The 12,694-nt window shown below is 41.4% G+C and carries 14 protein-coding genes; 10 read left to right on the top strand and 4 right to left on the bottom strand.

Annotated features, from left to right (window positions below):
* The first annotated feature begins 16 nt into the window (after nucleotides 1-16).
* The 5 genes from AC5JL8_RS13715 (at nucleotide 17) to AC5JL8_RS13735 (ending at nucleotide 6,807) form a co-directional block, all read left to right on the top strand.
* On the top strand, nucleotides 17-943 hold the full coding sequence (locus tag AC5JL8_RS13715) for an alpha/beta fold hydrolase (protein ID WP_495880319.1): 927 nt from the start codon (nucleotides 17-19) through the stop codon (nucleotides 941-943).
* A gap of 86 nt (nucleotides 944-1,029) precedes the next feature.
* Nucleotides 1,030-1,761 (top strand): glutathione peroxidase, encoded by a 732-nt coding sequence (locus tag AC5JL8_RS13720; RefSeq protein ID WP_495880320.1) that lies wholly within the window; start codon nucleotides 1,030-1,032, stop codon nucleotides 1,759-1,761.
* 284 nt (nucleotides 1,762-2,045) lie between these two features.
* Nucleotides 2,046-4,337 carry an ATP-binding protein gene (locus tag AC5JL8_RS13725; RefSeq protein ID WP_495880321.1) on the top strand — a complete coding sequence of 764 codons (2,292 nt, stop codon included), beginning with the start codon at nucleotides 2,046-2,048 and terminating at the stop codon, nucleotides 4,335-4,337.
* A 52-nt stretch (nucleotides 4,338-4,389) separates the two neighbouring features.
* Nucleotides 4,390-4,839 carry a response regulator gene (locus AC5JL8_RS13730; protein ID WP_495880322.1) on the top strand — a complete coding sequence of 150 codons (450 nt, stop codon included), beginning with the start codon at nucleotides 4,390-4,392 and terminating at the stop codon, nucleotides 4,837-4,839.
* 309 nt (nucleotides 4,840-5,148) lie between these two features.
* Nucleotides 5,149-6,807: a GAF domain-containing sensor histidine kinase gene (locus AC5JL8_RS13735; protein ID WP_495880323.1), complete on the top strand. Its 1,659-nt coding sequence runs from the start codon at nucleotides 5,149-5,151 to the stop codon at nucleotides 6,805-6,807.
* 438 nt (nucleotides 6,808-7,245) lie between these two features.
* Here AC5JL8_RS13735 and AC5JL8_RS13740 read toward each other — a convergent pair whose 3' ends face one another.
* From AC5JL8_RS13740 to AC5JL8_RS13755, 4 genes are all read right to left on the bottom strand, one after another.
* Nucleotides 7,246-7,653: a PIN domain-containing protein gene (locus AC5JL8_RS13740; RefSeq protein WP_495880324.1), complete on the bottom strand. Its 408-nt coding sequence runs from the start codon at nucleotides 7,651-7,653 to the stop codon at nucleotides 7,246-7,248.
* A complete protein-coding gene (locus AC5JL8_RS13745; RefSeq protein ID WP_495880325.1) occupies nucleotides 7,650-8,120 on the bottom strand; it encodes a hypothetical protein in 471 nt (156 codons plus the stop codon). Before AC5JL8_RS13745 ends, AC5JL8_RS13740 begins: the two co-directional genes overlap by 4 nt.
* 32 nt (nucleotides 8,121-8,152) lie before the next feature.
* Nucleotides 8,153-8,350 (bottom strand): NblA/ycf18 family protein, encoded by a 198-nt coding sequence (locus AC5JL8_RS13750; protein WP_495880326.1) that lies wholly within the window; start codon nucleotides 8,348-8,350, stop codon nucleotides 8,153-8,155.
* Nucleotides 8,351-8,658: 308 nt separating this feature from the next.
* Nucleotides 8,659-9,177 (bottom strand): GNAT family N-acetyltransferase, encoded by a 519-nt coding sequence (locus AC5JL8_RS13755; RefSeq protein ID WP_495880327.1) that lies wholly within the window; start codon nucleotides 9,175-9,177, stop codon nucleotides 8,659-8,661.
* Nucleotides 9,178-9,538: 361 nt separating this feature from the next.
* Here AC5JL8_RS13755 and AC5JL8_RS13760 point away from each other — a divergent pair, with 361 nt between their 5' ends.
* The 5 genes from AC5JL8_RS13760 to AC5JL8_RS13780 all read left to right on the top strand — a co-directional run bounded on the left by AC5JL8_RS13760 (nucleotide 9,539) and on the right by AC5JL8_RS13780 (nucleotide 12,671).
* Nucleotides 9,539-9,667 (top strand): type II toxin-antitoxin system HicA family toxin, encoded by a 129-nt coding sequence (locus AC5JL8_RS13760; protein WP_495880499.1) that lies wholly within the window; start codon nucleotides 9,539-9,541, stop codon nucleotides 9,665-9,667.
* Between the two features lie 127 nt (nucleotides 9,668-9,794).
* Nucleotides 9,795-10,382: a TetR family transcriptional regulator C-terminal domain-containing protein gene (locus AC5JL8_RS13765; RefSeq protein ID WP_495880328.1), complete on the top strand. Its 588-nt coding sequence runs from the start codon at nucleotides 9,795-9,797 to the stop codon at nucleotides 10,380-10,382.
* Nucleotides 10,383-10,503: 121 nt separating this feature from the next.
* The gene (locus AC5JL8_RS13770; protein WP_495880329.1) at nucleotides 10,504-10,947 is read left to right on the top strand and encodes an acyl-CoA thioesterase; all 444 of its coding nucleotides are present in this window, start codon (nucleotides 10,504-10,506) and stop codon (nucleotides 10,945-10,947) included.
* A 38-nt stretch (nucleotides 10,948-10,985) separates the two neighbouring features.
* Nucleotides 10,986-12,236, top strand: coding sequence for a beta-ketoacyl-ACP synthase II (gene fabF, locus AC5JL8_RS13775; RefSeq protein ID WP_495880330.1), 1,251 nt, complete (start codon nucleotides 10,986-10,988; stop codon nucleotides 12,234-12,236).
* 12 nt (nucleotides 12,237-12,248) lie between these two features.
* Nucleotides 12,249-12,671 carry a styrene oxide isomerase gene (locus AC5JL8_RS13780; protein WP_495880331.1) on the top strand — a complete coding sequence of 141 codons (423 nt, stop codon included), beginning with the start codon at nucleotides 12,249-12,251 and terminating at the stop codon, nucleotides 12,669-12,671.
* Nucleotides 12,672-12,694: the final 23 nt, after the last annotated feature.

The raw sequence follows: 12,694 nt of genomic DNA on the forward strand, positions 1-12,694 counted from the left end.
TTCAAAACTTAGAAATATGCAATCATCTAATGTAGCTCAATCACCCGATTTGACAACTTCCTTGACTCAGTTTTATAGCTGGCTTAATTATCGTTGTGCCTATGAAGTTCTTCAACCGACTACTTCAACACCTGATGGTATTCCTCTGCTATTAATTCATCCAATTGGAGTGGGATTATCAAGAAAATTTTGGCAGCGATTTTGCCGTGAATGGCATGAAACAGGGCATCGTAATCTAATTTATAACCCTGATTTGTTGGGCTGCGGTGACAGTGATATACCCCACATAGCTTACACTCCTAATGATTGGGCAGAACAGTTGCATTGCTTTTTACAAACAGTAGTACAACAACCTGTGGTTGTAGTTGTACAAGGTGCTTTATTGCCTGTTGCCATCAGATTAGTTCAAAAGGAAAACAATTTAATTCACTCTCTTGTACTTGCTGGCCCTCCAGCTTGGTCTATAATCACCAAAAAATACCCAGAATGGCAGCAAAAACTTACTTGGAATCTCCTTGATTCGCCTTTGGGTTATAGTTTTTATCGTTATGCACGCACTCCAAAATTTTTGCGTTCTTTCTCAACTCGCCAACTATTTGCTTCAGGTGACACGGTTGATCAAGAATGGTTGAATACTTTGGTCGCAGGTGCAGAAAATACTGGTAATCGCTATGCAGTGTTTTCATTTTTAGCTGGGTTTTGGCGACAGAATTACAGTAGCGATATCGCATATATTAATCAACCAACATTAGTAGTTGTTGGAGAAACAGCATCGAGTATTAGCCAAGAAGGTAAAAAAGAGACACCAGATGAACGCCTAGCTGACTACCTCGCTTGTTTGCCTCAAGGACGTGGAATTAAATTACCTGGGCGAAATGTTTTACCATACGAATCGACGCCTGAATTTGTTGCAGCGATCGCACCATTTATAGATCAAGCTTAAAGGGTTCCCTGTAATTGCTCACTGGTTGACAATTATACTAACCATCCCCTCATACTATCAAAGAATTGACTCCAGGAGACTAAGTAATGCTTTCTAATCGCAAAGGACAAAGAGTTCCTAATGTTACATTTCGCACACGTCAGAACAATCAATGGGTGAATGTAACGACTGATGATTTATTTGCTGGGAAGACAGTAATTGTCTTCTCTTTACCAGGTGCTTTTACTCCGACTTGTTCTTCCACCCACTTACCTGGCTATAACCAGATGGCGAACGTGTTTAAAGAAAATGGCGTAGATGATATTATCTGCATTTCCGTCAATGATGCCTTTGTGATGGATGAATGGGCAAAAAGCCAAGAAGCTACCAATATTACCCTAATACCAGATGGTAATGGTGAATTTACTGAAGGTATGGGGATGCTAGTAGATAAGTCAGATTTGGGCTTTGGTAAGCGATCATGGCGCTATTCTATGCTGGTTAAGGATGGTGTAGTTGACAATATGTTTATTGAGCCGGAAGAACCAGGCGATCCTTTTAAGGTATCTGATGCTGAGACAATGCTCAGATATATCAACCCTGAAGCAGTTAAACCCAAACAGGTTTCCCTGTTTACAAAAGTAGGTTGTCCGTTCTGTGCCCGTGCCAAAGCAATGCTTAAAGAGCATAATATGAATTACGAAGAAATTGTCTTAGGTAAAGATGTAACTACCTACTCTTTAAAGGCAGTTACAGGTGCGACAACAGTCCCCCAAGTATTTGTCGATGGGCAACTCATTGGTGGTTCGGAGGCGCTAGCAGCCTACTTAGGTGTCTAATAAACTGCCGTTAATGACAGATTGAGGCTGATATGGGGACTTTAAGCGCCTAAAAGCGTATCTTGCACCTCGCTTTAAGTGCATACGGTTCGGTACCCCCCCAACCCCCTTTTTAAGAAAAGGGGGCTATTTTTTATGAAATAAATTTTTTAGCGGACGGAAAAGCAGGTGCAAGATTTGAGTAAAGGGTTTTCTCAAACATTCGTTAACGGAAAAGCAGAAACTTAAATAAATGTAAAATTTAATTGCGGTATTGTAAAAAGAAGCTTTACATCAAATAAGTTATGAGCCGGTCTGAAGACATCCCCGACCAAACTGCTTCTTTGACTAACCACGATCGCAAACCGATTCATATACCTGGCTCAATCCAACCTCATGGTGTACTACTGGTAGTCAATCCCCAGCTAGAGATACTCCAAGTTAGCAACAATAGCCAAGACCATTTGGGCAAAACTACCCAGGATTTACTTGGTCAATCTCTGAACTGCTTGCTTGACCATCGGCAAGTTGAAGCGATCAAGCAGTGCTGGGAAAAACAAATTGGTAGTGTCAATAGTCATAAAGTATCAATAATTACTTTAAATGAAAAGCGATACTTCGATTGCATTGTTCATCGTACAGAAGATGCTGTAATCCTTGAGCTAGAACCAACAGATTCTGCATCTGAGGTGAGTTTCTTAAGCTTTCATGCCTTAGTCAGTGAGGCGATCGCACAGATGCAAAAAACCTCAAATCTGACAGAATTTTTACAATTAGTAGCAACAGAAATCCGGCAAATTACGGCTTTTGATCGGGTAATGGTCTATCAATTTGACCACCAAGGAGCAGGTTCAGTCATTGCTGAAGCAAAACGACAAGATTTATCGCCATATTTAGGGCTTCATTATCCAGCTACAGATATTCCCAAGTCGGCTAGGGATTTATATACGCGTTGTATGCTGCGATTTATCCCTACTATAAATGCCCAACCAGTCAAACTAGTCCCCATTGAAAATCCCATCACACAGCAACCTATCGACTTAAGCTTGTCTATACTCAGGAGTGTTGATTCATGTTGTGTTGAATACCACCAAAATATGGGTGTGACGGCACTATTGGTAATCTCGCTAATTCAAGAACAAAAACTTTGGGGATTAATTTCCTGTCACCATGCAACTTCAAAGTATCTGTCTTACGAAGTGCGGAAAATATGCGAATTCTTAGGACGGATTGTGTCTTTAGAATTAGTACACAAAGTTAGTCAAGTAGAACAAGATTATAAAGTCAGACTCCAAGCTCTACAATCTGAGTTCATAGAATCTATTTCCCAAGCAGATAATTTTATCGATGCCCTGATCAAACCAGAAATTCGCTTGCTCGATCTTGTTAGTGCCTCTGGAGCAGCAGTTTGCCTGGATAATGAAATTACACTTGTGGGAGCAACACCTAATATTGAACAAGTTCGTGCCCTAATTGAATGGGCAGACACTCAGGTTAGCGACAACCTATTTTCCAGCGATTCTCTACCGAAGTTTTACCCAGAGAGTATAGTATTTAAAAATACTGCCAGTGGCTTGTTGTTACTGCGGATTTCTCAAGTCCGGCGCTATTACATTCTTTGGTTTCGCCCTGAAGTCATCCAAACGGTAGATTGGGCAGGGAACCCGAATGAATTTACTCAGGTTGAGCAGGCAGATGACAGTGTTAGCCTTGGGCCTCGAAAATCCTTTGCAAAATGGCAGGAGACAGTTCGATTAACTTCGCTACCTTGGGAAAGCTGTGAACTTGACTGTGCCCTTGCTCTCAGGAATGCGATCGTCGGTATTGTACTATCTAAGGCAGATGAGTTAGCCAAAATCAACCTAGAATTAGAACGCAGCAACCGAGAACTAGCCTCCTTTGCCTACGCTGCTTCCCACGACTTAAAGGAACCTTTGCGGGGTATCTACAATTACTCAACAATTCTGCTGGAAGACTACGCTCAAATTTTGGATGATGAGGGGATTGAGTATTTAGAAACAGTAGTTTCCTTATCGGTAAGGATGGAAACTCTCATTAATTCTCTGCTGCGGCTCTCGCAGTTAGGAAAAGCAGAGCTGCGAAAGCAATCCACCGATCTCAATGAATTACTCACTCAAGTGATTGATGTCTTTCGCGCCAGTCGCCAATACTCTGAGCTTATAGATATTCGCATTCCCCGACTTTTGCCCACAGTTGAGTGTGATTCGGTTCTGGTTAACGAAGTTTTTAGTAATCTCATTGCCAATGCCCTCAAATACAACGATAAGGCAAAGAAATGGGTTGAGATTGGTTACCTGGATAAGAATGAGGAGATTTCAACAGGGCTACTGCAACCAAAAAAGCAAAGTTCAGTACCTCCTGTCTTTTATGTACGGGATAATGGTATCGGAATTCCAGAGCATCACCTAGAAACCATCTTCCGACTTTTTAAGCGGCTTCACTCTCAGGAAAAGTATGGTGGCGGAGTAGGTGCGGGGCTAGCCATTGCCAAAAAGATTGTAGAGCTGCATAACGGTCGGATTTGGGTTGAATCTACCTTAGGGCATAGCTCGACATTCTATTTTACGCTGGAATAGTTTAAGATAATTAACAAAAATACTTTGTTTATTACGTTTTGTTAAGAAACTAATGGCGACAAAACTTCATGAACCATTGCTGGTTGTTGAGGACAGCAATGAAGATTTTAGGATGCTGCAACGCCTCATGCGACGGCTAGCTGTCCAGAACCCTATATATCGCTGTACTAATGGGGATGAGGTTTTAGACTTCCTCTATCGAAATGAGAACAACGAGAATTCTCATCTACCACCACGTCCCTCTATTATCCTTCTCGACCTCAATTTGCCAGGTATAGACGGTCGAGATATCCTAGAGCGGCTCAAGCAAGATAGAAGTTTCAAAAAAATCCCTATCGTTGTTTTCACCACATCATCCAACCCTAAGGATATTGAATTATGTTACCAAAAGGGTGCAAATGGCTATTTAGTCAAGCCGATGGATGCTCAAGAACTGCAAAAGACAATTCAGGCATTTGTAGCCTATTGGCTTGAAACCAACATTCCGCCAGTCTCAGATTAATTTGGGCATCACCTGTTGATGAGGGAGTAGGAAAACAAGGATAATAATGGAACTTGGAGGACATAGAGACATTTTTCCTCCCTGATTTGCTGCATCTGGTTATCTTTGCCAGATTTGTCGTTTCCATTTTCTTCCTCTTCTCACTGCTGACTGACGGCTCAATGCTGAGGTGGTTATTTAGGTAGGCTTCGGCAATAAATTTAAATTTTAGATTTCCTTTATATTTATTTTAGATTATTTTTAGAATTATGCAAGAAATCGTGAACTGGACAAAAAAATATCAAATTAGGGCTTAATCCTGAAAATCCTATGCTGGACACATGGACACTACTCATCATCGATGATTGTGCAGCTGATCGGAACATATATCGTCGATATCTGTTGAAAGATCCACACCAGTCTTACAAGATTTTGGAGGCAGATTGTGCAGAAGACGGGCTAGCTTTGTGCCAGAAAATTCACTGTCATGTGATTCTGCTCGATTTTTGCCTACCTGATATGAGTGGGTTAGAGCTCTTCGATAAGCTGAAGCAGGAAATATTTGAAATACCTGTGCCCGTAATTATGTTGACAGGGCGTGGTGATGAAGAGGTTGCCGTGCAAGCAATGAAGCAGGGAGCTCAAGATTATTTAGTCAAGCAATATCTCAAGCCTGATGTACTGCAATTAGCTGTCCGCAATGCGATCAAGCAATCATGCTTGCAGGCCCAACTGTGTAAAAATCGAGAACGACAGCGCTTAATTGCTACGACTGCTTTACGAATTCGTCAGTCTCTGGATCTGGAGCAAATTTTGAATACTGCTGTAGCCGAGGTACAGCAACTGCTGAAGTGCAATCGCGTCATGGTGTATCAATTCGCGCCAGATATAGGCGGTAAAACTGTCGCCTCTTCAGTTGATTCATACCAGACTATAGCACTGTGCAATAACATCCAAGATGTCTGCCATCAGGTAGGAGGCGAAGACCATCATTGGGGATGTAAATTACCAATCTCTGATGTCTACGAGGCTGGCTTGGATAATTGTTACCCCAACTTGTTAGAGCAATTTAATACAAAGGCAAATTTGGTAGTTCCGATTAATTTGAGTACCCATGAGAAGCGCAAAGACAAGCTTTGGGGCTTATTGATTGCCCACCATAGTTCAGGAGAGCGACAATGGCAATCTGATGAGGTGGAAATACTCAACGAAGTATCAGTGCAACTAGCGATCGCCATCCAACAAGCTGAATTGCTAGCCCAAACTCAAGCAGCTCTTGTCAAGGAAAAGCAACTTAATGCATTTAAATCTAAAATCGTGGCGACGGTTTCCCATGAATATCGCACGCCGTTAACTTCAATACTGGCTGCTGCATCCACTCTCATACAACACAGCCATCGATTGGATGAGTCTAAACAACAAAGGCTACTGGGAATTATTGAGCAGAAAGCAAGGTCAATGTCCAAACTTGTGGATAATATGCTGGTAGTTAACCAATTTGAGCTGGACAAAACCAAGTTTAAGCCAATCCCCCTCGATTTGTTGCAATTTTTCTGCGACCTCATAGAACAAGAGCGAGAAACAGTCAGCGATCGCTATCAATTGATTTTTAAAACTACTGGAAATAACACATACTTGTGGGGCGATCGCGGGCTTTTACAGCAAATATTTGTAAATTTAATGTCTAATGCTCTTAAGTATTCTCCCCATGGAGGCAATGTAGAATTTCACCTCATCGGTACAGACTCAGAAGTGATGTTTTACATCAAAGATGAGGGCATTGGTATACCGATCGCAGATCAAAAAAACTTATTTAAATCCTTCAGCCGAGGCAGTAATGTTGGTACTATTCCTGGGACAGGCTTAGGACTAGCGATCGCCAAATCTTGTGTAGAATTACATGGTGGTAGCATTACTTTGTTCAGCCAAATGGGGCAAGGAACTAAAGTGACAGTCAGCTTACCAAAGCAACTCACCTGTGATTATTAGTAAGCAGCACAAAGCTTATCTTTAGCATTAATAATATTAATAGCTTCTTGACTAAGCAATCAAGGTCAACTAAGCATCTAACAAGCTCAAGGTTAGCTCGAAGGTGCAATCTTACTACAGCAATTGCGATTTAATAAAATCATAGCCATTATCAAAGCGTGGTATCATATCACGTCCGGCAAATCACCCCTAATGTCATTGCGAGTGGAACGAAGTGAAACGACGCAATCGCAATGTTTTTGGGATTGCTTCCCTACGGTCGCAATGACGGTTATTTGAATGGACATGATATCATTCTGCAATTCAAGCTATTTAATGCATTGACAATATCTGGGCTGTCAAAATCTTTGGAGTTGCGATTGAGGAAACACGCTAGTTGAGGTTTATGCTGTCGAAGATGAGCGATTACTGATGAATAGACAAGAGCATCTTGTGGGCCTAAATCGTAAGGATCTTCATATTTGCTGCCTCACTAAGAATATTAACCGTCAGCGCAATTACTTCTGCACTCTTCAAAAATCGCTCCCGATAGTCCACAAATCTTTGCCTTTCCTCCCCGCTACTTTGAACTAACAAACTTTCAATATCTCGGATACTGTTAATTCTGGTTGTGTATGATGCTGTGCGTGCTAGTTGTCGTAATTCATTATTGAGAATTTGTTGTAGATCCCTACGGCTCTTTGCCTGACGAGTTAGTTTTTCATGAGGTTCAGCCAGACTATATGCTGGTATGATCATCTGTGCCTGCCCTGCTTCGCAAAGTTGCAGAATTTGTTCACAACTTGCAAACTGTTCTTGTTGAAAGACCAGTTCCAAAACAAAATTAGTTTCAACGTAAATATTCACGCAACAGCCTCGTGGTCGAAATGACCTCCGGCTATTGCAGGATACAGTCCTGACTCAATCAGCCATTGCTCAGATGAATCAATTTGTTCAGGAAGTTTCTCAGAGTGAATAACTTCACTAAGCCAGGATGCAACGATCAGTTCCAGACTCTGAGGATTTATTTGATTAGCAGATACCCCAGCTTGTTCAAAGTAAGGTTGAAGAATAGAACACGCATCTATGGTGTAAGTTGGCTCACTTTGATCTAACTGTGCAGCAACATTACTCCACAAGTAAAACCGATCTGGAAATACCATTAAAAAGTAAGGAGCTTTTGGAAAAATTCCGTGTGCAAGAATATTGCGACGAAGCTGTGCTGCCCAATCTGCTAAGGCATTAATTTTGTTCTTGACTTCGACAACTAGGATTAATTGGTTATCTCGGTCGTAAATCGCTAAATCCCAGGCAGCATCCCGACGACTCAACATGAGCAAGAACCAATTGTATAGCTGACTTAATTTTACCCAGATACTGCATCTGAATCTAATCTCCACTCATGTTTCAGCAATTGCTGGTATGTTGTTTCCTGGACTATCATTTGCTTATGTAATATGAGCAAGAACTCTTGGGCTTGTTCACGGGACATCTGCTGCACTTGGTCGGCAAAGCAACGGATACTAAATTCTTGTTCCAAAGATAATTTGATAGGCTGATTCATTCTGGTTCCTATGTCAAAAAAATTAAATTAGAAATTACTATGATGATGTGCTAATGCTGTGATTTCTCCTTATGAGTGGAAATGCATTACCACTGGTTCGCTGATATAAACTTTTGCCTCTATAAAGAAGCTATCAGCAGACAATGATCAAGGTTGAGGTCTTCCCTTCTTTATTGGCGTAGCGCATAGGCGTGACCTTTTGTGAACTTATATATAAATATTGTAACAAAATATTTATAAAGTTTACAAAATTGAAATAATTGCGAATTTTATACTCACTAGCGGCTTGTATCCATCTGCTCAATATCTTAGGTTGCATTCCACGCTTCGCGGTGGATGCCATAAACTAAAGCTTCTCTACCAAACACTGTGGTCTTCCCTTCGAGTTGCTCCCCTAAGCGTTTAGCGACTTGAATAGATCTGATGTTATCAGGATAAATTAAGCTGATGATATGCTCCTGCCCTAGCTCACTAAAACCATAATTCAGTGCTGCTTTTGCTCCTTCAGTTGCGTAACCTAATCCCCAATAAGCACGCTTCAATGTCCAGCCAATTTCAAATCCAGGCCAGCCTTCAGGGTAAAAAAAACCGATACGACCAACCAAAACTCCACTGTGGCGTTCTTCAACCGCCCACATTCCATAGCCTCGCAGTTGCCAGTGTCCGACCATTACAGCCAAGCTGCGCCAAGCTGCAAAGCGTGACAAGGGTTCGCCATCGCCAAGATAGCGGGTTACTTCAGGATCGCTAAATATCGCAGCATAATCATCGAAATCTTGCTCGCGGAACATTCGTAGAAGCAGCCGTTCTGTTTCGAGAGTTACCACTAGCTTAATTGTTTACTTAAAAGCAAATGCTAGCATTTGGATAAAGCAACCAAGCAGATGTTGAGCAATGAATGTGGCACAAACTCAGGTCAAATCAAAGCGTAAAGTGTTGCTTTACCCTGGTGAAGACGGATATTTTATTGTTGAAGTCCCAAGTTTACCAGGTTGTATTAGTTAAGGGAAAACACATGAGGAAGCTTTAGCAAACATCGAAGTTTTGCAAGACCGGGGTGAACCTGTTCCAGACGATAGAGTAGAAACCGTTCTAGTATGAGTAGTTATCTGTTGTCTCAGGCGCACAATGCATTAAAGCTTTGGAGAAAATTGGCTTTATTGTGACTCGACAACGGGGAGTCATATCATTTTAGTTCGTGAGGAGCCTAAAACAACTGTCACTGTGCCAAATCACGATGAGCTAGACAGAGGTACTTTACGTGCAATCATCCGGCAAGTAGACTTGAGCGTTGAAGATTTTATTGCACTGTTGTAGTCAGAGCCAAGAGGTTAGATCGCACTGCTCAATATGGGTGTAGTCTCACATATCTAGGACAAAACCCTTGATTCTCAAATATTGATCATGTTAAACTCAATCAGACCAAACGGTCGGAAAGTCAGTAATGTCTAAAGGCGAAGAAACCAAAGCAAAAATTCTCCAACAAGCAGCGGAACTGTTTAATCAACAAGGGTATGCTGGCTCGTCGATTTCAGACATCATGCGTGTTACTGGATTGCAGAAAGGAGGAATTTACAATCACTTCCAAAGTAAAGATGAGTTAGCACTACAAGCTTTTGACTTTGCGATCGCCTGCGTTAGCCAGCATACTAGAGCTGCATTGCGTAGTAAACGTCATGCACTTGAACGCCTTCAAGCAATTATTGGAGTATTTAGCAACTTTGTAGATAACCCACCTATTAAAGGAGGCTGTCCCCTACTGAATACTGCTGTTGAGAGTGATGATGCTCATCCAGCATTACGGGAACGCGCTCAACAAGGGATGGACTCATGGCGTCAACTTATTTGCCTAATTATTGAAAAAGGAATTGTTAGAGGTGAAATTCGCTCTGGGGTTGATGCTGATGAAGTCGCCACCATCATAATTGCAACTTTAGAAGGAGCCATGATGATGAGCAAGCTATACGGAGATTCGATTCATATGCAAAGAGCAATTAACCATCTGAATCAATACATAGGAAGTCAGCTTTAAAAAAGAATGGGGTAAATAAATCTACTTTGCCTAAAAATATGTTGTAATCCCAACTTGGAGTTACATATTTTTTTGTCAATAAACAGGCCAGTCGGTCGCTTTTGTAATTTCAGGAAAAATTATGACAATAACTTACAACTTGCACAGACCATTAGAATTACAGCTTGCCATCCCTGTGAGGACTTACGATATTGATTTTGCTGGCATTGTTAACAACATAGTTTATATTAGATGGCTAGAAGATTTACGGTTAAAGTTCTTAAATGAACATTTACCCCTTGATAAACAAATTGAGCAAGGGTATGCACCTATTATTGCCAGTACTGAGATTGAGTATAAACGTCCTGTTAAACTAATTGACCAAGTTATTGGCCGTTTATGGTTAAGCAAATTAGGGCGGTTGAAGTGGACTGTGGAAGCAGAAATATTGGCTAACAATGTTATAGCAGCAGTAGCTACACAAAAAGGTGCATTTGTAAGTTTAGAAAATGGGCGCCCTGTAGCAGTTCCAGAGGAATTACAGCATAAATATTTAGATTACCAGCAAGTAGCTCAAGAACTTTGAATTGTCCAAATTAACAATATTAAGTGTGAGATTTGAATATGCCTAATGTGGAATTAAAGCGAGTAGTCGTCACAGGTTTAGGAGCTATTACTCCTGTGGGCAATACTGTAACAGGTTATTGGCAAAATCTTCTTCAGGGGTGTAGTGGTATTAGTTCCATTACTTTATTTGATGCTTCTAATCATGCCTGTCAAATTGCTGGAGAAGTCAAGGGATTTAATCCGCTTGATTATTTAGAACGCAAGGATGTCAAACGCACAGATCGCTTTGTGCAGTTTGCGATCGCAGCCAGTCAGCAGGCACTGACTGATGCCAAGTTTGTAATCAACGAACTGAATGCAGAACAAATTGGTGTAATTATTGGTTCTGGCATTGGCGGGATTAAGGTTTTGGAAGAGCAGCAAGCGGTATACCTGAGTAAAGGGCCAGACCGTTGTAGCCCGTTTATGATCCCGATGATGGTTGCAAATATGGCTGCGGGATTCACAGCCATTTATACGGGAGCAAAAGGCCCTAACTCTTGTACAGTAACTTCTTGTACTGCTGGCGCTCATGCTGTGGGTGACGCTTTTCAGTTGATTCAACGGGGGGATGCCCAAGCAATGATTTGTGGTGGTACAGAAGCAGCTATTACACCACTTTCTATTGCTGGATTTGCAGCTGCGCGGGCTGTGTCTAGACGTAATAACGATCCTACTCGTGCCTCGCGTCCTTTCGACCGCGATCGCGATGGATTTGTTATGGGTGAAGGTGCAGGGATTTTATTGTTAGAAGAACTGGAACACGCCAAGAGTCGTGGTGCAAAAATCTATGCTGAGATCGTCGGTTATGGCATGACTAGTGATGCTTACCATATGACATCACCAGATCCATCTGGTGAAGGAGCCGCCAGAGCTATTAGATTTGCACTCAAAGATGCTGGGATTGATCCAAATCAAGTTAGTTACATCAATGCTCACGGCACTAGTACCGCGGTGAATGATTCTACAGAAACCGCTGCGATTAAAAAAGCTTTGGGTGAGTACGCCTACAAAGTGCCTATTAGCTCCACCAAATCAATGACAGGACATTTATTAGGTGGTGCAGGTGGAATTGAAGCGATCGCCACAGTTATGGCAGTAGCAAATGACCAAATTCCGCCTACTATCAATTTAGAAAATCCCGATCCAGCCTGTGATTTAGATTATGTACCTCATTACTATCGCACTCACAAAGTTGAGGTAGCACTGTCAAATTCTTATGCATTTGGCGGTCACAATGTCACCTTAGCTTTTAAGAAATACCTTTAGAAAAATTGAAAAATGAATTCATTAGCTATTCAATTAACACTGCATGGAGCCATAGTTCTACTTATTGGCTTATTATCAGGTATTCCATATGGTTATGCTATCACCAAAAAGCAAGATGAAAATATTGCCAGGGGATGGCGTGTAGCACATTCCGGTTTATCAATGGGTGGAACCACAATGATTGCATTTTCTGCTGTCTTATCCAATTTGGAATTAAACCCTGTATTTAGCTCGGTTTTGGTGTGGTCGTCTGTGGTTTCAGGATATGGATTTGCTATTGCTTTACCTTACGGTGCTTGGGTAGGCCATCGCGGTCTTTCTATTGAGGGGCCTAGCCAAAATAAAGTTGTTTATATAGGCAATATGCTTGGTGCAATTGGTTCATTAATTGGAACTTTAGTGCTAATAATTGGCTGTTTAAAAACTATTTTATAGAAATAAAAAAGGAATTTTTCTGT

The organism is Mojavia sp. (assembly GCF_059505145.1).